The organism is Bacillus pacificus, from assembly GCF_020861345.1.
Classification (GTDB): Bacteria; Bacillota; Bacilli; order Bacillales; family Bacillaceae_G; genus Bacillus_A; species Bacillus_A pacificus.
Window position 1 is genome coordinate 2,734,231 of the sequence record NZ_CP086328.1, and the last position, 20,352, is coordinate 2,754,582.

Sequence of the window (20,352 nt, forward strand, 5' to 3'; positions counted from 1 at the left end):
AGTTTGATTCATTTAATTTTATGATACATATATAGCCAATAATATATTAGCAATCATTCAACTCTATTTTCTATAAATGTGGCCTTTATAATGATGGTTTAGAAACTGTGAAACGAATAATACACACATGCTCTGGAGAAATTAATATGTAAGAAAGGAGGGAGCGTTATGAAGAAAAAATTATCATCTATTTTAAGTGTTTTAGCACTATCTATTATGTTTTTAGGTACATCTGTACAAGCTGAATACGATGGAACTAATATGAATAGAGTTAATAAAACTGATATTTCAACTCGAGTTAATGACAATAACTTAGACAGAGTTAATAATGATGTAAGAACTCGAAATGTAAATACAACAAATGATTTAAATGATAATCGTGATAGAAATAATAATTGGGCTTGGCTCGGTTTATTAGGACTAGCAGGATTATTAGGCCTTAGAAGAAGAGACAAAGAAACACGTTAATTTAGAACATTTTTAGTAAACCAGTACTTATTTATCAAAAATATATAATGGATATAAATCGCCTTTTTAAAGGCGATTTATTATTTTTTTAATGGAAAATATGTACTTCACACTGCCACACATTTTTGCCTGCGATTAAATTCGTGGCGTTAATCCGTACAATATGAATTGAATCGTATTTTCAATTTCCGCTTCATCATTCCATTTTTCTTCTGGCAATAATAAAAATCGTGTTAATAATAAACCTAATACAGCTGATAAAGTAAGTCGTAAAACAGTAACTGGGGGCATTTCAATAATTTCCCCTTTTTCTTGAAACTTTTCAATCAACTTTTTAAAATGTGAAAGTAATTCTGTTTCAACTAACTGCTGTATTTCATTTTTCAGTTCCGGCTGAAATGGCACTTCTTGAATTAATATTTTTATCATTGGAAAATGCTTTTTTGCAAATTCAAATCTATTATGAATAACAACTCTTAGAAGCCCTTCATATGATTCATACTCCGATTCAAATATTTCCTTTGCGAATGCTTGCACGAAAAATGGTGCAGCAAACTTCGTTAATGTCGGCATGACAACTGCTAACAATAAATCTTTTTTCGTTTTATAGTAGCGGAAGATTGTTCCTTCCGCTACACCAGCCCGTTTTGCAATTTCACTTGTTGAAGTTGAAGCATAGCCTTTTTCTCCAAACATATCAACAGCCGCCTCTAATATACGCATTTGACGTTCATTTCGTTGGTCTGTATTTGTTGCGGCAATTAATTCTTCCAGCCAATCCTTCTTCATTTATAATGCCCCTTTGTATCATCATTATATTTTTCGATGTTTCTTTAATGCAAACACATTCCCTACTGCAAATAATACTGAGAAAAATAGTAAAACAGTTAAATCTAATGCAATCTCTGTAAATCCTTGATTTCGAATCATCACCTGTCTCATTGCGTCAGCGCCGTATGTGAGCGGAAATAATTTCCCTAACATTTGGAGCCACTTATTCATCGATTCAATTGGAAACAAACCAGAAAAGAATATTTGCGGCACAATGACAAGCGGTATAAACTGAATCATTTGAAATTCATTATTTGCGTATGCTGATAAAAACGTCCCTAAAGTTAGTGCCGTTAAAGAAAGCATACATGTAATAAGTAGGGTTAGCCATATAGAGCCAGCTACATACAAATCTAAAATATAAACTGAAAAACTTACGATTATAATGGATTGTATAAATGCAAAGATTCCAAAACCAATAATATATCCTACAACTATTTCCCATCTTTTAATTGGAGTCGATAATAACCTTTCTAACGTACCGCTTAAACGTTCTCTTACGAAAGACACCCCTGATAAAATAAATACAAAGAAAAATGTAAAGAAACCGATCAATACAGGGCCAAGCCCATCAAACATTGTAAAGTCTTTAGAGCCATGTAAATAATTCACTTCAGGTTTCATTATCGATACATCGTTCTTCTCTGTACTTTTTTGTAATATTTGAAGTACAGCACGATTTTTTGACGAATCACTACCTTCTAATACAATATTCATTTTTCCATTTTCTAAACGAATTACTGCATCTACCTTTTGATTTTCTAGCTCAGACATTGCCTTTTCTTTACTATATTCATAAATTGACGCTTCCTGATTTTTCATCACTTTTACTACCTGAACCGGCATATCAACAACTGCGATATGCGGTACATAGTCTTTTTGTGTAAACACTAGCGATAATAACCAAAGTAATAACATAGGTGCTCCAAACATCATGGCTAACGAACGCTTATCTCGAAAAAATTGGCGAATAATACGAATAATTACACCAGTAACTCTCATGATAGGGCCACCTCTTCCAACAAAAAGACATCTTCAATCCGTCCTGATGATACCAGCTTTTTCAATTCTTCAGGCTCTCCAGTCGCAACTAGCTTTCCTTCTCTAATCAACCCTAGACGCTCACAAAACTCAGCTTCATCCATAATGTGTGTTGTTACAATAATGGTAGTTCCTTTCTTTTTCAAATCATAAAATTTTTCCCAAATCGTTTTTCTAAGAAGTGGATCTATCCCCACTGTTGGCTCATCTAAAATTAATATTTCAGGCTCATGAATGAGTGCTATCGCTAATGATAAACGCTTCTTCATACCTCCCGAAAAATGCTGTACTTGCTTTTTCATATGTTGTGATAATTGAACAAGATCAAAAACCTCTTCAATTCTTTCTTTTTTATGCTTTCCCTTTAATCCATACATTGTTGCCATAAAATCTGCATTTTCATATGCTGATAATTCTTCGTATAATGCATCAGCCTGAGCCATATAACCAATTCTTTTCATCTCATTTAAATTAGGCATGTTCGTGTTGTAAACAAGCACCTCACCTTTAGTCGGCTCATTAATACCAGCAATCAATTTAATAAGTGTCGTTTTCCCTGAACCAGAAGGCCCAACTAAACCAAATATCTCTGCTTTTTCAACTTGTAATGAAAGATTGTGTAAAACTTCTTTTTTTCCAAAACTTTTTGACACGGTTCGTAAAATAATTGCAGGTTGCTGCACGTTTTCTTCCCCCTTTTCAAAATGAGTGAGTACTCACTTTTATTTTACTCTTGCGTAATTATATGTCAAACTTCATTGATTAGTATATATTTTCAATCCACAATATTAAACAATGAAACAGAGTCAACATTAGAATTTCATTTCCTAAAGCCGACTCTGTTTCATTTAAATTATATATTTTATTTTACGTTTTTAAATTCATATATTTTCTAATTCTAGCAACATCTAAAGAATACTCGATAACTAACTGCTGTAACGGTAATATAACTGTATCAGGATATAAATGGGCATATTGTAATGTTTCTGCGTATTTTTCTAACCTTTTTTCTAAATACTTAATTATTTGATCAGGATGACTTACTAATAAACATTTACAATAATAATGTATTTGTTCCTCAATCGCCGTATATTCTTCAATTTCATATTCTTTATGCATGTGTACACCCCTTTAAGTTTTTTCACATGAGTTACTTATCACATTTTTCACTCGACTAATTTTTAAGTTTTTTGATTATTTACACTATAACAAACTCTTCGGGTCAAATTTTGTTACTTTATGTAACGTAGAAAATTTTTAACAAAATTGTAATGTTTACTCCTGCAAAATACAGAAAGCCCCTTTACTCATTTTTGTATAAAAAAAATCGTACAGCTTAATTTAGCTGCACGACTACAAGTTCTGGCCTATTAAAAATTCTTTGCGGAATGATACTATTACCTAATCCTCTACTTACTACCATAGACGTATTTTGTTCTTCATATAAACCAGCTGTATATGTAGGGAATACCCCTTGATTCGGAGCAACTAACCCGCCAATAAATGGCAATCTAACTTGCCCTCCATGAGCATGACCCGATAATACTAAATCTAGTTGCTCATCAGCGTATTCTGTCAAAAATTCAGGCCTATGGGATAGTAATACATTAAATGTATTTGGAGGCATTTCAAATTTCGCTTTTAAAATTGCATCTTTTACAATATTTCCTTCATCACGGTTTCCAGTTACAAACTCCGGATCATCAATACCTAGCAAATTTATTTCTTGCTCACCCTTTCGAATGCCTACATGTTCATTCCTTAAAACATTGACATCATATTTCTTCAACTCTTTTTCTAAACGGTTATACTTTCCAGACCATTGTTCATGGTTTCCTGTCACAAAATATACAGGATACTCCTTTACAATTTCTCGTATTAATTGCATACTAACTTCTGCATCGTATGATTTACTGTCAATTAAATCACCCGTAATCGCAATAATATCTGGGTCTATGCTTTCAATTTTTTGAATTAACACACCTTGCTTATTGCCAAATTGTTTATTGTGTAAGTCTGAAATTTGTAGAATTTTATACCCTTTAAAAGAGGAGGGTATTTTACTAGAGGTTATTTTAACCTCAGTTATACCTATTAAATTGTTCTGTAAATATAAAAAAGTAATAAAAGCTACTAATATGCCAATAAACAATATGATTCTATTAATATTTCTCTTCATATTCTCTCCTTTTATTTTTATAAAACACTTATTTTATGTTAACAGAATTATATGATACATTTTGGTTTTTATTGAATATAGTACAGTACATGAAATTTCATATCGAATACGTCATATATATTTATTTTACCTTTATCCTCTTAATAATAAAAATACAAAAACGATTCTTTTCATACGAAAAAGAATCGTTTTCTAATTTTATACATCCAATAACATATGGTAAAGAACTGAAATAACTAAGAAATTATTATTTAATAGCATCAATTACAACTTCAGCCGCCTCTTTAATTAGTTGATTATCATAGGTAGCCCCTTTCTCATCTTTACTAGATAAAATTGCGATAATAATTGGTGCTCTATTTGGTGGCCAAACGATAGCAATATCATTTCGTGTTCCATAACTTCCCGCTCCTGATTTATCTCCAACTTCCCAGTCAGTTGGTACGCCCGCACGAATAAGCTTGTCTCCAGTTGCATTCCCTTTCATCCAATCTGTAAGTACTTTACGTTTATCATCTGGAAGCGCATTTCCGACCGTAAAATCTTTAAGATTCGTAGCAATTGCTTTCGCTGTACTAGTATCACGAATGTCTCCTGGAATAGCTTCGTTTAATTCTGTTTCAAAGCGATCAGACATAGTAACCCGATCCCCCATCTGTCTAAGCGCTTTTTCATACCCTTTCGGTCCGCCTATTTTATGAAATAAAATGTTTCCTGCAGTATTATCACTATAACGAACTGCAGCCTCTGCAACTTCTCCTAGCGTCATTCCAGTATCTATATGTTTCTCTGTAATAGGTGAATAATCCACTAAGTCTTCTTTCGTAAATTTGATAACTTCATTTAATGTATCAATTGAGTTTTGCTGTAGCAATACTCCTGCCGCTAAAGCCTTGTAAGTTGATGCAAAGGCAAATCTTTCGTTAGGTCGATAAGCAATGGTTTCATTTGTACCAGTATCAATCGCATATACACCTAATTGTGCATCAAATTTCTTCTCAAGTTGAGAGAACTCTTTATGCGTCGCCTGATTTTTATGTTTCACTTTTCCAGTCTTTTCTTTCGCTTCAACTTGCAATGTCTCTCCTTTAAAAACTTCTAAGCTTGTAAGACTTATACCTAATATACCAACGCATATTCCTATTTTTAGCATCCTCTTGTTTTTCAAAATCATCATTCCTTTCAAATTCTTAATACCTCTTTATACGTACACATAATAGACAATCACCGAAACAAATTTGTTCCATAAACTAAAAAATTTATAATTAGTATGAGAGTTATTAACAAAATAAGAAATAGTAGCTATGATCGCCGCTATCTCTTATTTCACATCTCATTTTCCACTTATAAATACCTTTATATAAACAGGGTCTCTTCCCTGAGAAAAGCACTCGAATATTACTAATTTTACTTAGAACTATCTGTACTAGCAGCTTCACCATGTATACGTTTCTGTTTTAAATCAAAGTATGCATCTAAAACTTCCTTTCCAATTATAGAATTAATTCCACTTTTATCATTATGAAGCCACGGAACTACTACTGAGAACGCTACTTCTGGATTATCGTATGGAGCATATCCAACTAACGTTAAGTTGTAGCATTCCATACGTTCTCCTTTTGCATTTCTACCAATTGGATCATCTCCACCATATACAGTTTGAGCTGTTCCTGTCTTTCCTGCTGGTTTATATGGAGCATTTTTGAAATACTTCACGCCAGTTCCATCACCTTCTTGGAATACCCATCTAAAGCCTTCTTTTATCCGATTAATATGTTCTGTCTTCATATCAATTCGATTTAATACGACAGGCTCTATTGAGCGAATAACTTTTCCAACCTCTTCTTTTATTGATTGCTCTCGTATTTCTTGTACAATTTGAGGTTGCATTCTATAACCGCCATTAGCAATTGTTGAAATATATTGTGCTAATTGCAATGGCGTATACGTATCATACTGCCCGATAGAAAAATCTAGTAAAAACCCAGGCTGGCTATCTACTTTTCTAGTTTGTCCAATTATTTCATTCGGTAAATCAATACCCGTAGGAACTCCTAAACCAAATTGCTTAAAATAATAGCGCATCGTATTAAATGCTTCTTGTTTTATATCCAATGAACCATTTGGTACGTAATGAACGCCCGCAATTTTTAAAGCTGTTTGGAACATGTATACATTCGAAGATACTTGTAGAGCTCGTAAATCATTAATATTACCAAATCCGGATACATTCCACGATTTCTTAGCTTGTGTACCTTTAAATTTCATCGGCGCATCATAAAATTGATCTCCTGGTTGTATTGCCCCTGTCTCATATCCAGTTAATAAAGTTGCACCTTTTACAGCTGATCCTAGTTCATACGAAGTTGTCATATTACCTAATGCCAAATCCTCGATTTCCATTTTCCCTTCTTTTTCTACAATCCTTTTGCCTGCCATAGATAAAATCTGTCCGTTATTTGGATTCGTCATAACAACAAAAGCTCGGTCCAATAGTGGCTCTGAACTCTTAAAAGTTCTCAAATTTTTCTCTAAACTTTCTTCCACTTTCTGTTGTAATTCCATATCAATCGTTAATGTTAAACTATTACCACTTTTTCCTTTAGAAATTATTTCTGTGTTTATAATATTTCCTGATTTATCTGTAATATTTTTCACTTCTTCTTTTGTGCCATGTAACACATCTTCATATCGTTGTTCAATGTAACTTTTCCCTACACGATCATTACGGTTATATCCGCGTACTAAATAAGAATCTAAATTTTCTTTTGGCAAACCTTCTTCACTACTCGTAATATTACCTAACACGGAACGAAATAAATCACCATTTACATAATTGCGCTCCCAATCAACCGTTGCATCTACCCCTGGAAAATCCGCAAGATTTTCACTTATCCGCGCATACTCTTCATCTGTTACATCTTTTTTAATAATTTGTGGTGTTAGTTGATAACCTGAACTCATTTTACTTTTAATAGCTAACACCTTTAAATCTTGTTCTGTTAACTCACCCAATTCTACTTCTGTAACGCGACTTCGTCTTAAATCTTCTATTTTTTTATCTAACTCTTTTCCCTCTATTCCCTTTTCTTTAAACTTTTCTATATCTTTTTTCGTAATCATTGTTTCCGCACGCTTCGTATTCAACTGCATCCAAAAATCCTTTTTATCGATATCAGTTAATTTATTTATATCTTGTTCGGGCATTTCAAGTACTTCCGCCAAGTCTTTTGCTGTTTTTAAAATAGCTTCACTCGTAATCCCCTTTACCCTTGTATACGTAATTGTGCGAAGAGGTTTATTATTAACGACTGTTTTCCCTTCTCGATCTAAAATTTGTCCACGTGGAACTGAAATACTAGTTATTGCATTTTGACTGTTTTCCACTTGGTTCCTATAAGCCTCTCCTTCAACGATTTGTACTTTTCCTAGCTGCATAATAATAGCTGAAAATAATAAAAATATGCAAAGGAACATTATATTTAATCGAATATATATATATGTCTTCTGCTTCTTACCTTTTTGTTCTTTCATAAATCCTCCATTTAATCCTTTCAGAAATTGCTACAAATACCAAAAGCATTCCTTATATATTAGATAACAATAATCGGTTATAAATATCGCCACAATTTTTTGCTTAATGCTTGTAAGCATCTATTTCTTTTCGTTTAGCTACGTAATTAATAACTCTGCCTTCCTGTTCTCTCTCTATTTTTTCCGCTTGTATCAGAAGTGCTAAACTGTATAATGACTCTTATTAAACTTACATATAGGCTTGCTAGTAAATTTTCATGTTAATTATTCCTTTCTTCATGCTGTAATACTTAATAGACAATCTAAATAATAAAGTTGTTCCACATTTACAAAAAAAATAATTAACTATAATATGGAATAGGCTAAAAAGGGAGGATTTTATGTTACATACAAAAATAAAAAGATGGAGATTTATAGCGGTTATTTCTATTGTAGGTGTTATTTTAATCATTTTATTAAAAAGCCATTTCGTTTCAATTACTACCGAAACTTCTTCAGCTGAAAGAGGAGAAATACTTGATCAAAATGGTGTAATACTAGCTACAAATAAGAAAGTTAAGTCTTTATATTGCACTTCTAATGAGGACAAGCTATCAAAACAAGATACAGCAAACACATTAGCTTTTTTCAATCAATTTTCAAACGAGTTTCAACATCATATTTCTACAGAGAATATAAAATCTCAATTACAACAATCTTGTAAAAAGCAAACTATGAATGATATACCGTTATACTCTGACATAACTGAGAACGAACTTGCATTCATAAACAAAAACAAACCCAAAAATGTAATAATTAAAGATGAAGTAATACGTTATTATCCTAAACACGAAATTGGTTCACAGGTAATTGGGTATGTAGAACATGACCTTAATTCAAAGTATATGGTTGTTGGAAAAAGCGGGATTGAGTTGCAATATGAAAATGATTTAAAAGGAAAACCAGGTAAAACTCTTATTTTTAAATTGAATAATAAAAAGTTCTTATGGAACATTCAAAAAGTACAAAAAGGAAAAGATGTCCGGCTATCTTTAGACTCTGAGTTGCAGCAAAAAACAGAGGAAGCATTAAGATCTCAAATTAAGAAAACACCTGATGCTAAAGCTGGTTATGCTGTAGTGAGCGATGCAAAAACTGGCGCAATTTTAACTATGGCCAACTCGGCAGTTTTTGACCCAAATATATTACATACACATGTATCAACTAAAATAAATAACATAAAATCACTTTCGCAAAATAAAGCAATTCAAAAATTAAAGTATGGTGAATCTTATGTAAATATGGCTTCTACTATAAAGCCACTTACTATTTTAATTGGATTAAACGAAAAACTTTTTCAACCTGAAGATACTTACTTAGATAAGGGTACTTTTCAGTATGATAATCAAAATAATATTACGAATGCACCTGGAACACCAACAGGTGAGATTACACCGAGGCAGGCTATCATTAATTCATCTAACACATTTATGACAGCAAAAGTAGCTTTGCCCTTATTTAACCAAAATAATGGAAATATAGAAAAAGTGGCACATATATGGACAGATTATTTAATGCAATTCGGCCTACGTTCTAAAACCGGGATTGATTTACCCTTTGAAGAAGACGGACAATATGAATTCCATCCCTCTAATAAGTTTGAAAATGGAATTTCCGCTTTATTAAATGCCTCTTGGGGAGGAAATGAAGTGCATACTCCTCTTCAACTTGCTCAATATGCAGCAACTTTAGCAAGTAAAGGTGATAAATATAAACCACAAATGGCAAGTGCTATTATTGTTCAAGATGGTAAAGAAACAAAAAAGTTTAAACCAATTTTAGAAAGTTCAAATCGTTACCCAATGAACTTTTGGAGTGTCGTACAAGGTGGAATGAGTCAAAATATAGAGGAGATTAAAAAGTTGCCCTTCGACGTCGCTGGTAAAACAGGTATTACAGGTTTTCCGAATGAGCAAGCAAGAATGATCAATCATTCTCTATTCATTGCATATGCTCCTACCGAAGATCCACAAGTTGCCGTTTCTGTCGTTATTCCTGGTAGTAATTCAGAAAAAAACATTGCTGCTCTCGTTACATCAGAAATTTTAGAGTCCTGGAATACTCTTCAAAAAGAGAATAAAAACAAAAAGGAAGGTTCACTTTAATGAACCTTCCTTTTTTACCAAATAGAATCTATATTTATTATTTTCCATTCACCTTCATTATTCTTTTCAAACATAAATGAGTATTTAATGTCAGTTAAAACATACTCTTTTTGTACATATCCAGTATTACCGTTAATTGTCGATATTTTTATATATTCATCCTTCTGCACTTTTTCTGGAATCCAAGCTTTTACCATTTCATTCGATACTTCATATAAAACTTGTGATTCTCGCTTTGGTTCAGCTAAAATTTTCGTTTTATTCCCAGTAACAGTCGCATATATAAAATGAGGTTGCTTTGGTTGGTTATTTTCTGTCAATCCACTTGGTACTTTATATACATGTTTTGTATCATTTGCAAATTCTCCCCCCATTGTAAGTGCGACTTGCAACTCATGAAAAATATCTTCATCAAAATTCAATTCATCCTTCTTATAACTCTTCCCTTTAAATTGAACTTCATCGTTTAACGCTTTATACAATTCATTTTTATTTTTTACATTTGTACTTTGATATAACTCATTCATGAATTGTTTTAATGTTGGATCTTGAGCAGACTCATCTTTTGTTTTAGGCTTAATTTGTGTACTACTTTGTACCGGTGATTTATTATCATCAAGCCAAGGTTGTTGAACAATAAAAAATAAAAATGTACAAGCTAAAACCACAACAATTGGCAATACTTTTTTACGAAATCGTCTTGTTTGTTTTAGAGAGCCTCCCTCATTACTTTCATATATAGATTGCTTTATTTTATAAATATATTCTTCTTCGTTTTTACGGTGTTCCATTGGGCCTTTTTTTAATTTTCTATACCAGTCAGGATTTTGTTTATTGTTCATCACTACTACCCTCCCCTATTAATTTTGAAACCTTACTTCTTGCTCTACTTAATCTAGATTTTACAGTTCCAATGGATACTCCTAGTGTTTCAGCCATTTCTTCATAAGATAATTCATATTTTGCATCCAATATTATTATTTCACGGTGCTTTTTAGGTAGTTTTAATACAACTTTCCACACATCATTCATTTCTTCTTGCTTAAAAAATTCTTGTTCTGCCGACACAGTTTGCTTATCGTCACTAAAAAAACCTACTAAAGATATTTTTTTAAAATAAGATGATTTCAAATAGTTTATTGCCGTATTTCTTGTGATTTTTAATATCCACGTTTTAATAGATGACTCCTTTCGAAATGAATTCCAATTTTTAAATACCTTTATAAATACGTCTTGCGTGATATCATCTGATAAGTGTGGATCTTTCGTAATAATAAATGAATAATTCCATACATCTTGCCAATAGTCTTTTATAACATAGTCCAGCTCATCATGATTACACTTTTCAATAAACGTCTGTTCCATTTCCACACCTCAAACTTATTTGAATAAACATAAAACTGCCCTCACTTTTATTATGGTTTCAATATATAGACAAGATACAAGTTTCATTTGTTCCATTGTTTATCTTTTTTTGATAGAAAAATCCTCTTGAGAATGTAAAGGTGTGCAATTACTTTCATAAAATAATCCCCTATACATTCTCTTACATGACAGGCTCCTAAAAAACAAGTAAAGCATACAATGTTAAAAATACACTCATAAAAATTTGATTATTATTTGTGAATTTCATACAACACTCCACTTATATCACATTTTTTCTTAGAGCATGCTTATTTGTGTGCTCTATTTATGTTTTACTAAATAACTGTTTTGTTTAATTTTAAAACTTGTCCATTTCATTTTGTTTTACTCTTCTATTTACTATTTACAATATCAACCTTTCAAAAATGAAGATGAGTTATCAACTTTCTGTAGCCACAGTAAAAAAGCATTCTCGACTAGCAAGAATGCTTTTTCAAAATATATTTGTTCTATATCTCACGCAATTTATACCTTTGAGTTAAGCAAACATATAGTGAATTTACTAGAAGATTTCACCTTATGATAAGCTATTATTTCTGAAAAACATGTTTTACTTTTTCGCCTGGAACATTGCTCCCTCCTCTTCCTTTTACATCTTCAATCATCATGGTTACAATCATGTCTGGCTCATTTGCATCAAAAGCTGCAAACCATCCGAGTTCTTTTCCGTCTGCCTCTTTCGATTCTTTCAATTCTGCTGTACCTGTTTTACCAGCAAGAGTTACACCATCAATCTTAGCAATTCTCCCCGCGCCATCAGCGTCATTAATGACTTTGATTAATGCACTCTTTAATATGTCTTGATTCTTTTTAGAAATCACATTTTCTTTCCAATTCCCCGTAACTTTTGCTTCTTTTAAAAGATGAGGCGACGGAATATTCCCTTCATTCACAATCGGTGCATATGTTAATGCTAAATGAAGTGGTGTCATTAATACTTGTCCTTGTCCGTATCCCGTGTCTGCTAGTTGAATATCATTTTTTATCCCATCTCTTGCAATGATTGAAATAGGAAATTCGTATTCAATTGGTAATTTTTCATGAAATCCGTATTTCTTAAATTCATTTACATACTGATCTTTTCCCATTTTCAAAGCTTGTTGAGCAAAATAAATATTATCAGAATACTTCATTGCCTTGTCAAAATCAATTGGACTTGCATCCTTCACACGTGTTACATAATAATTTCCCCAAGAGGAATCTTTTGTCCACTTTAATCCTTGAATATTAAATTCTTCCTTAGGTTTTATTGCGTTTGTTTCCAAACCAATTGCACCTGTAATCGTTTTAAATACGGAACCTGGTACAAATGCTTGTGTGAAGCGATTCATCATTGGTAGTTTCGAGTCGTTATTCCATGCTTCTCGTTGGGCCTTTGATGCTCCTCTAACTATTGTATTTGGATTATACGCAGGGCTACTTACAAGCGCGATTGTTTCACCTGTTTTAGGATTGATAGCTGCACTAGAGCCGGCTTCATTTTTCATCTCATTATAGATTTTTTCTTGAATTGCAGCATCAATTGTTAACGTAACATTTTCCCCTGCTTTCGCTTCTTTTTTGGCTACGTTTTTAATTTCTTTCCCGTTTTCATCTTCTATAAATACGCGTCCACCCTTTTCACCACGCAATTTATTCTCCAGTACTTTCTCTAAACCTGTCTTACCTATTAAATCATCAGCTTGATAACCTCTTTTTTGAAGCGATTTTAATTCCTCTGCATTCACCTTTCCTATATATCCAATTAAATGTGCAGCTGCTTCACCTAATAGATACGTACGAATATTGACTGGACGAGATGATACTCCTTCTAATTCAATATAATCATTCTGTCTAGTTCCCTCTTTTAAAATACCAATTGGTACAAAGGAATCCGGCTTTATCCATTTCGCTGTAAGCTTCTGATCGACCTCTTCTATAGACATATCCAGTAACTGTGCTACTATTTCTTTTGTTTGCGCCGCCGTTTCGCCTAGTTTCTCTGGAATAATTCCAACTTCAGTCGCTTTACCATTCGTTGCTAGACCTTTCCCATTTCGATCGTATATTTCCCCACGTTTTCCTTGTTCTATTTGCATACGTACTTTGTAATCTTTTTTCATACCTGGAAAAATAAAATCTGGTGTCCAATCTATTTTCCAAGATTCTTTCTCTTTTACAAGTTTTGCCTCATGGATAAATGAAGCTGTTCCTCCACCTGTATCCATCTTAACTTCAAAAAGTAAAAGTTCTTTATCTTTTGCATTCTCTCCTTTCGTTTTAACTTTTAAATTCTTAACGCCAATACCTTCATAAATTTTTTGATATTTCTCTGTGAATTCCTTTTTAGAAATCGTTTTTTGGGCATGTTCTGATAAATGATCATACATATTTGCAAATTTTTTATCATTCCATAAATTTATATATTCTTCAAATGCTTGTTTTGGCGATTCGTTTTTATTACATCCTACCAATATAACTACGGAACAAAAGAAAAGCAGCATCCATAATTTTTTCAATTCAATCTTCTCCCTTAGTTAAAAATATTTATTTCTTTCTTGATATATTGAATAAAAAATGTTGTAACACTTAATAGACAGTGCAAGTAATGAAATTGTTCCACATTTACAAAAAATAAAACCAGTGTGTTCGATTAAATATCGAGACACACTGGTTTTATTAACTATAAAGGTTTAATTATTCAATTCAGTTATTTGCTAGACTCATACCAGAGATAAATTCTCCTTAGTCTAGACTATTAATCTCTTATAATAAAAAACTACATCCTATATAGAATGTAGTTTTTTCACAGACTTATCTATTTTTTACTTCCTTTTTATAAAAATCATATAATAGATTGATAGATGAGCTAGATAATATAGGCATTGCCTTCTCAACTAATTCTCTATCCCAATCAAACCAACGCATTTCCATCAGCAAATTTATTTCTGTATCAGTGAATCGTTTCTTTATTTCTTTAGCTGGAGTTCCCCCACTATTGTATACGGCGGAACATCTTTACTTACGACAGATCCTGCTGCAATGATTGCGCCTTCACCGATTGTAACGCCAGGCATTATAATTGATATGACTGTTCAATTTGCTCAGCGAATGGATATACTGTAATCCATTCTGAGTGATGATTATGATTACCACCCATTAAAATGACTACTCCACTGGCAATACAAACATAATTCCCAATAATGAGTTTATCAAGATGCCATCCCATCTGTTCAATTGGATTGAAAAGTGCTCGGGACTTAGCATCCCCCACAAATACCTTACACAGCCATCTTCAAAATTTTGATGACCATAATACCCTGAATAATAGGAGTACTCTCCTACTTCAATGAGTGGATTTGTTACTATATCTTTTATATACTTTGTTTCCGACCAATGATTACATAATGGATGCTTCATAACTTTATTCCTCGCTTCTAAGTAGTGTAGGTTTTTACAATTTACTTAGAAGCTTACTATGACTGCTACATTTTTTAGCTTTCTCAAACGACGAATCATTGTCTTCAAGCCTTTCTTTTATTACAAAGGAATCTCTAATAAAACTCTATACAAAAAAATAGCCTATAAATTTTTATAGGCTACTTTTCATTTCATCATTATTACTTAGCTAATTCTTTCGTACCCTTCATTACATCAACAAAGAATCCCCAGTTATTCACAACAGAAGAAATACTAATATGTTCATCTGGAGTGTGAACATTAAATATATCTGGACCGAATGAAATTGCATCTAATTCAGGCATCTTTTGAACGAATACACTACATTCGATTCCTGCATGTACAGCAAAGATTTCAACATCTTTATTGTATTTTTCTTGATGCACTTTTTCAAACAAATTACGAATTTGTGAATTCGGATTGTATGGCCATTCTGGATACTCTGACTCGATTTCAAATGTTGCACCAACTAAATCGGCGATACATTTAATCTCATCTGCAACATGTTGTTTTAAACTACTTACAGAACTTCTCACTTCGTTACGTAATTTAATTTCATCTTGCAACGTTTCAATAACACCTAAATTTGTTGAACTTTCTACAAGACCTTTAATATCCATGCTCATACTTTGAATGCCGTTTGGGATTAAGAATAATGATGAAATAAGTTGTTTTTGCGTCTCTTTAGCAAATACTTTTTCTACTTTCTCATCCAATTTTGTAAGTGTAACATGAACATCTGGATCAACAGCACGCATTTCTTCTTGTAATACTCGTGTCCATGACTCTAGCTTTTCTTCTACCTTCTCTACATCTTCTTGACGTAATAAAATTGTAGCTACACTTTCACGCGGAATTGCATTTGTTTTTAACCCGCCGTGAACTTCACTTATATCAAATTGAATATTTGCTGATAAATCGCGTAATACTCGTCCTAATACTTTGTTTGCATTACCACGTTGTTTATCAATTTCCATACCAGAGTGTCCGCCTTTTAAACCACCAACATGTAGACGATATGCATCCGTATTCGCTGACGCTTCATCCCAAATTACTGGAATTGTTTCAACAGCTTTCGCACCACCTGCGCTACTTACAAGTAATTTATGATCTTCTTCAGAATCAATATTTATAAAAATCTTTCCTTCAAAATGATTTGAATCAACAGCAAAAGCACCGCCCATTGTTGTTTCTTCTTCAGTAGTAATAACTACTTCAAGTGCTGGATGCGGAATGTCTTTCGAATCTAATAAAGCCATCGCATACGCCACTGCAATACCATTATCAGCGCCTAAAGTTGTTTGATTTGCATATAACATGTCCCCAATGATTCGCAATTCAATTGGATCTTTTTCAAAATCATGTACGGTTGCTTGATTTTTTTCACATACCATATCCATATGACCTTGAATGATAATAGCTGGTACATTTTCATAGCCAGCAGTTGCTTCTTTTTTAATAATGACATTCATTGCTTCATCTTGAATTACTTCTAAATTACGCTCTTTTGCAAAACCAACTAAATAATCACTAATTTCCTTTTCATTACCCGATCCTCTAGGAATCTTTGAAATTTCTGCAAAATGATAAAATACAGGGTGCTTTGTTAATTGTTCTAAAGTAGAATACATTTTTAAGCTCCTCTCAAAATGACAAAATAATATGTAAGTCTTTTATCATTATACCATGATTCGTTATTTTACTTTTCTTTTAACTTTTTAATATATTATTCATTTTATGTACAACACTCTTACAACATTGTAAGGATGTTGTAATCTATATCGATTTTTCTCACTTCATAATAGCCGTATACTGTGTAAAGAAAGAAATTGAAGGAGATAAAGAAAATGAAAAAGTTTTTAACAATTATTACACTATGTTTATTATTTTCTAGTTTTACTATTGGCTGTGAGAGAGCATCGCTCAATCGAATTGGTAAAGATGTATATTACGTGCAGATAAAAGGCGAAGGAACTATCGAAAAAGTAGAAGGTAGAAACTTACGTAACTACACACTCCCTGCTTATGATGAAAACGGAGTAAAAAAACAAATTACATTTAGAAGTACAAAAAAAGAAAACGACCATAAATTAAATGAAGACGCACTTTTACGCCTATTTGTAAATCAAGATGATAATAACAAAAATGAAATATCATCAATTGAAGTAAAATCCTATGAAGAGATTCAGAAAGCAGATTTACCTGAAAAAATAAAAGAAAAGTTTAATATTAAATAAAAAACAAAAGAAAATGCACTATGCATTTTCTTTTGTTTTTTTCACTCGTATATATTTTGAACTGCTATTATTCATCAGTTTCTCTAAGCGATTTATATTTTCCGTTAACGCACCTTTCACAAGAGAGAAATCTGTATTTGGTTCTTCTTTTTTTTCTTTAAAAAATGAAGACTTTTGTATATTTACTTCAGCCATCTCTTCTCCCCCTCTTCAAAAAGATACAATCTTCTATTTATATTATATAGCAAATGCAGAAAGAGTGTACACTTATGATTTTCTTTTTAATTCTTCTTCTAGCTCTTCTACTTGCTGTAATGTATCTCCTTTTATTAACGAGAAATCTGTTGTATCTTCATTATCTTTTTTAAAAAAATCATTGTCATAATCTTTTATCACTACAATCACCTCTACGTGCTAGTGTAGGGATGATTGTCCGATTTTATTCAACTTTTTCCGATTTATTCCGAATTTATGTATAAAAGAGTAGGACAGAAAGTTCTGTCCTACTTACTAAAATAACTATGATGTATTGTTAAATTATATACATTTTCAAAATCTCGATCTTGCAGGTTATTTTTCTTACCATCAATAACAATGAAAACATCACTCACTATTTTTGCTGGTATAATTCCGACATTTTCTACTTGCACCGCTTTCTGCTCATTCAATTGCTCAATATGTTCAAACGGAACGATGATACTAAATTGAGAACGGATACCGCGAAAGTTGGTATTTAATTCCTTTGCCGCTTCAAATACAACAATTTTTGCCCCAATCTTTTCACCATACGAATCTAAAAATACGTTTAAGCTTTTTGTATATTCTTCTTCCGTATGCCATTCCATCGTACCGAATACTGCCGGATTGACATTTTGAATAATTGTTGTGTATATTTCTCCTCTTGCTTTAGAAGCAATTAATGACCGTTTTATCGATTGAACAGTCTTGCCGATATCGCTAAATTTTGCTCCCCATATTTCTGAAATATTAGGTGTTAAAATAAATGCAATATCAACGAAAATAACCATTGCAGTGAACATTAAAAGATTTTTCCAGAGGGTTAAATCAATTCCTTTTACCATGAAATACACGGTGACTGATATTATAAACAACCCATACCAAGTCTTTCTAATTCGTTGCTTCTTCTCCTCGTACAACTCTTCGTTTTTCCAATAAAAGAAAACAAGTACTAGAAAAACGATTGCTAAAATAAATAAGCCGATTCGAATGTTAGAGATCACCAATGACATCACCCTCCATTCAAAAACTACTCACGATATCATTACATGCACAAGCAGCTCTCTTTATGACAAAAGACGTGGACAAGCTTCTAAATTGAGCTACATTGCATATACATTAGAAGGTGCCACGTCTTTTACCCCGCTATTTGTGGGCAGTAAGCTCCCCATCTCAACATTCTGCAAAAGCGAAGAAAATAGGTGGGGGATCAACTGCCCATAAAAGCCCGATTGGTTCAACTAATAATCAGTGGGACGAACACCCCCCACTGATTAAAGTTTCACTTTATCCTGAATCTACATTGTATATGTAGACAAGCACGCGTTTCAAATTTTCATGTTAAAAAGAAATATGTTTCGGAATTTCCCCTTCTGGTACTTCTCCGTCCATACTTAAGTAATAATGACGAATTGGTCGTAAATTATCGTCTAATTCATAAACGAGTGGTATACTCGTTGGAATATTTAATGAAACAACACCATCACTTGAAAGGTTATCTAAGTATTTCACTAGCGAACGAATCGTATTACCGTGTGATGAAATAATTACCTTTTCACCACTTTTTAATGATGGCGCGATTTCTGAATGCCAATAAGCAAGTACTCTTTTCTCCGTATCCACTAAACATTCAGTCAATGGAAGCTCACCTTTTTTAAGTGCTTTATATCTTGGATCATTCATTTCATACCTAGGATCATCTTCAGTAAGAGCAGGTGGTCTTACATCAATACTTCTTCTCCAAATATGAACTTGCTCCTCACCATATTTTTTCGCCGTTTCATCTTTATTCAATCCTTGCAATGCACCGTAATGTCTTTCATTTAGTTTCCAACATTTATGTACTGGGATCCATGCAAGGTCCATCTCATGAAGTACAATCCATAACGTCCGAATTGCTCGTTTTAATACAGATGTATAAGCAACATCAAAAGTATATCCATTTTTCTTTAATATTGCTCCTGCTTCTCTCGCTTCACTTAATCCATTCTCTGATAAATCTACATCAGTCCAACCAGTAAAACGATTTTCAAGATTCCATAAACTTTGTCCGTGACGAATAAGTACAAGTTTTATCATAATAATTCCCCTTTCGGAAATGTGAATTTTATTGTTCCATCGCGTACACGTATAAAGTATCTAGTAATGTATCTTTTTATCCATTCACTCTATGACCAAATCATAGTTGCCAAATGTATGGATAAAATTTGTTCTTTTTCAAACTATAAAACAGATATATTTCTTATTATTTTTGATCGATTACAACTTCTCGCTTCGACATCCAAGCATCAAAACCTGATCGGCTATTTGCCATTTCATTCATAACTTGATGCCAATTTTCTTCACACGATTCACCAAATTTTGAAAAAATAGTACCCATTTGTTGCCTTTGTACATCGCTCAATTTTTTCTCTAATTCGGTACCTTTTTCTGTTAAAGATAACTGTTTCACACGACGGTCATGTGTAGCTTCATTACTCTCAATTAAACCCTTTTCCACAAGTTGTCGTAATGGTCCGTGTAGAGCCTGTTTACTTATTTCTAACAGTGATAATAACTCATTTACGCTTAGACCTGGAAAGCGTGCGATAAAAAATAAAATTCGGTGGTGTACTCGTTGTATGCCATACTCTTTTATAATTTCATCTGGCTTTTCAGTAAATGTTTTATATGCAAAGTAAAATAATGCTAATGCTTCATTCATCTGTTCTTCTTTATGTTGTGTCATCTACTTTCCCCCTGTATGTAAATTATACCACAATCCAGTAATCAATATTTTAATGAACGCATTTGAACTTCTTTCGTCTATTGAAATATT

At 32.6% G+C, this 20,352-nt stretch carries 19 protein-coding genes and 1 pseudogene; 3 read left to right on the top strand and 17 right to left on the bottom strand.

Annotated features, from left to right (window positions below):
- Positions 1-168: 168 nt before the first annotated feature.
- Positions 169-468, top strand: a complete 300-nt coding sequence (locus LMD38_RS14375; protein ID WP_016717528.1) for a WGxxGxxG family protein — start codon at positions 169-171, stop codon at positions 466-468.
- 135 nt (positions 469-603) lie between these two features.
- On the opposite strand, the gene LMD38_RS14380 is transcribed toward LMD38_RS14375, so the two are convergent.
- The 7 genes from LMD38_RS14380 to LMD38_RS14410 form a co-directional block, all read right to left on the bottom strand.
- On the bottom strand, positions 604-1,257 hold the full coding sequence (locus tag LMD38_RS14380; protein WP_016717527.1) for a TetR/AcrR family transcriptional regulator: 654 nt from the start codon (positions 1,255-1,257) through the stop codon (positions 604-606).
- 24 nt (positions 1,258-1,281) lie between these two features.
- Positions 1,282-2,301: an ABC transporter permease gene (locus LMD38_RS14385; protein WP_001266750.1), complete on the bottom strand. Its 1,020-nt coding sequence runs from the start codon at positions 2,299-2,301 to the stop codon at positions 1,282-1,284.
- The gene (locus tag LMD38_RS14390; RefSeq protein WP_001186989.1) at positions 2,298-3,023 is read right to left on the bottom strand and encodes an ABC transporter ATP-binding protein; all 726 of its coding nucleotides are present in this window, start codon (positions 3,021-3,023) and stop codon (positions 2,298-2,300) included. Before LMD38_RS14390 ends, LMD38_RS14385 begins: the two co-directional genes overlap by 4 nt.
- A gap of 184 nt (positions 3,024-3,207) precedes the next feature.
- A complete protein-coding gene (locus tag LMD38_RS14395; RefSeq protein ID WP_000548621.1) occupies positions 3,208-3,459 on the bottom strand; it encodes a hypothetical protein in 252 nt (83 codons plus the stop codon).
- 217 nt (positions 3,460-3,676) lie between these two features.
- Complete coding sequence (locus LMD38_RS14400) at positions 3,677-4,519, bottom strand: metallophosphoesterase (protein WP_062822444.1); 843 nt, start codon at positions 4,517-4,519, stop codon at positions 3,677-3,679.
- Between the two features lie 247 nt (positions 4,520-4,766).
- The gene (gene bla, locus LMD38_RS14405; RefSeq protein WP_373925895.1) at positions 4,767-5,714 is read right to left on the bottom strand and encodes a class A beta-lactamase Bla1; all 948 of its coding nucleotides are present in this window, start codon (positions 5,712-5,714) and stop codon (positions 4,767-4,769) included.
- Between the two features lie 212 nt (positions 5,715-5,926).
- Positions 5,927-8,053 carry a peptidoglycan D,D-transpeptidase FtsI family protein gene (locus LMD38_RS14410; protein ID WP_016717524.1) on the bottom strand — a complete coding sequence of 709 codons (2,127 nt, stop codon included), beginning with the start codon at positions 8,051-8,053 and terminating at the stop codon, positions 5,927-5,929.
- Between the two features lie 380 nt (positions 8,054-8,433).
- Here LMD38_RS14410 and LMD38_RS14415 point away from each other — a divergent pair, with 380 nt between their 5' ends.
- Entirely contained in the window at positions 8,434-10,197 is a 1,764-nt protein-coding gene (locus LMD38_RS14415; RefSeq protein ID WP_062822445.1) for a peptidoglycan D,D-transpeptidase FtsI family protein, read from the top strand.
- A gap of 14 nt (positions 10,198-10,211) precedes the next feature.
- Here LMD38_RS14415 and LMD38_RS14420 read toward each other — a convergent pair whose 3' ends face one another.
- From LMD38_RS14420 to pepD, 5 genes and pseudogenes are all read right to left on the bottom strand, one after another.
- Positions 10,212-11,039, bottom strand: a complete 828-nt coding sequence (locus tag LMD38_RS14420) for a hypothetical protein (protein WP_016717522.1) — start codon at positions 11,037-11,039, stop codon at positions 10,212-10,214.
- Entirely contained in the window at positions 11,029-11,562 is a 534-nt protein-coding gene (locus LMD38_RS14425; RefSeq protein ID WP_016717521.1) for an RNA polymerase sigma factor, read from the bottom strand. Before LMD38_RS14425 ends, LMD38_RS14420 begins: the two co-directional genes overlap by 11 nt.
- A 590-nt stretch (positions 11,563-12,152) precedes the next feature.
- Positions 12,153-14,120: a penicillin-binding transpeptidase domain-containing protein gene (locus LMD38_RS14430; RefSeq protein WP_061182467.1), complete on the bottom strand. Its 1,968-nt coding sequence runs from the start codon at positions 14,118-14,120 to the stop codon at positions 12,153-12,155.
- Positions 14,121-14,415: 295 nt separating this feature from the next.
- A pseudogene (locus LMD38_RS14435) lies at positions 14,416-15,021 on the bottom strand (CatB-related O-acetyltransferase).
- Positions 15,022-15,221: 200 nt separating this feature from the next.
- On the bottom strand, positions 15,222-16,691 hold the full coding sequence (gene pepD, locus LMD38_RS14440) for a beta-Ala-His dipeptidase (RefSeq protein ID WP_016717520.1): 1,470 nt from the start codon (positions 16,689-16,691) through the stop codon (positions 15,222-15,224).
- A 216-nt stretch (positions 16,692-16,907) separates the two neighbouring features.
- Between pepD and LMD38_RS14445 the strand changes: the two genes are divergently transcribed.
- Complete coding sequence (locus LMD38_RS14445; RefSeq protein WP_016717519.1) at positions 16,908-17,297, top strand: YxeA family protein; 390 nt, start codon at positions 16,908-16,910, stop codon at positions 17,295-17,297.
- An 18-nt stretch (positions 17,298-17,315) separates the two neighbouring features.
- Here LMD38_RS14445 and spoIISB read toward each other — a convergent pair whose 3' ends face one another.
- From spoIISB to LMD38_RS14470, 5 genes are all read right to left on the bottom strand, one after another.
- A complete protein-coding gene (gene spoIISB / locus LMD38_RS14450; RefSeq protein ID WP_000852590.1) occupies positions 17,316-17,492 on the bottom strand; it encodes a stage II sporulation protein SB in 177 nt (58 codons plus the stop codon).
- A gap of 72 nt (positions 17,493-17,564) precedes the next feature.
- The gene (locus LMD38_RS14455) at positions 17,565-17,693 is read right to left on the bottom strand and encodes a hypothetical protein (RefSeq protein WP_000588714.1); all 129 of its coding nucleotides are present in this window, start codon (positions 17,691-17,693) and stop codon (positions 17,565-17,567) included.
- Positions 17,694-17,800: 107 nt separating this feature from the next.
- Positions 17,801-18,538: a type II toxin-antitoxin system SpoIISA family toxin gene (locus LMD38_RS14460; protein ID WP_014893739.1), complete on the bottom strand. Its 738-nt coding sequence runs from the start codon at positions 18,536-18,538 to the stop codon at positions 17,801-17,803.
- Positions 18,539-18,875: 337 nt separating this feature from the next.
- Positions 18,876-19,613 carry a 2,3-diphosphoglycerate-dependent phosphoglycerate mutase gene (gene gpmA, locus LMD38_RS14465; protein ID WP_000594137.1) on the bottom strand — a complete coding sequence of 246 codons (738 nt, stop codon included), beginning with the start codon at positions 19,611-19,613 and terminating at the stop codon, positions 18,876-18,878.
- Between the two features lie 166 nt (positions 19,614-19,779).
- Positions 19,780-20,262 (bottom strand): MarR family winged helix-turn-helix transcriptional regulator, encoded by a 483-nt coding sequence (locus LMD38_RS14470; RefSeq protein ID WP_016717517.1) that lies wholly within the window; start codon positions 20,260-20,262, stop codon positions 19,780-19,782.
- Positions 20,263-20,352 lie beyond the last annotated feature (90 nt).

Coding starts and splice junctions, on each gene's coding strand:
- LMD38_RS14420 (WP_016717522.1), bottom strand. CDS start 11,039: ATGAACAATAAACAAAATCCTGACTGGTATAGAAAATTAAAAAAAGGC.
- LMD38_RS14400 (WP_062822444.1), bottom strand. CDS start 4,519: ATGAAGAGAAATATTAATAGAATCATATTGTTTATTGGCATATTAGTA.
- LMD38_RS14445 (WP_016717519.1), top strand. CDS start 16,908: ATGAAAAAGTTTTTAACAATTATTACACTATGTTTATTATTTTCTAGT.
- LMD38_RS14470 (WP_016717517.1), bottom strand. CDS start 20,262: ATGACACAACATAAAGAAGAACAGATGAATGAAGCATTAGCATTATTT.
- LMD38_RS14410 (WP_016717524.1), bottom strand. CDS start 8,053: ATGAAAGAACAAAAAGGTAAGAAGCAGAAGACATATATATATATTCGA.
- LMD38_RS14380 (WP_016717527.1), bottom strand. CDS start 1,257: ATGAAGAAGGATTGGCTGGAAGAATTAATTGCCGCAACAAATACAGAC.
- spoIISB (WP_000852590.1), bottom strand. CDS start 17,492: ATGGCTGAAGTAAATATACAAAAGTCTTCATTTTTTAAAGAAAAAAAA.
- pepD (WP_016717520.1), bottom strand. CDS start 16,691: ATGTATTCTACTTTAGAACAATTAACAAAGCACCCTGTATTTTATCAT.
- LMD38_RS14375 (WP_016717528.1), top strand. CDS start 169: ATGAAGAAAAAATTATCATCTATTTTAAGTGTTTTAGCACTATCTATT.
- LMD38_RS14385 (WP_001266750.1), bottom strand. CDS start 2,301: ATGAGAGTTACTGGTGTAATTATTCGTATTATTCGCCAATTTTTTCGA.
- LMD38_RS14395 (WP_000548621.1), bottom strand. CDS start 3,459: ATGCATAAAGAATATGAAATTGAAGAATATACGGCGATTGAGGAACAA.
- LMD38_RS14425 (WP_016717521.1), bottom strand. CDS start 11,562: ATGGAACAGACGTTTATTGAAAAGTGTAATCATGATGAGCTGGACTAT.
- gpmA (WP_000594137.1), bottom strand. CDS start 19,613: ATGATAAAACTTGTACTTATTCGTCACGGACAAAGTTTATGGAATCTT.
- LMD38_RS14415 (WP_062822445.1), top strand. CDS start 8,434: ATGTTACATACAAAAATAAAAAGATGGAGATTTATAGCGGTTATTTCT.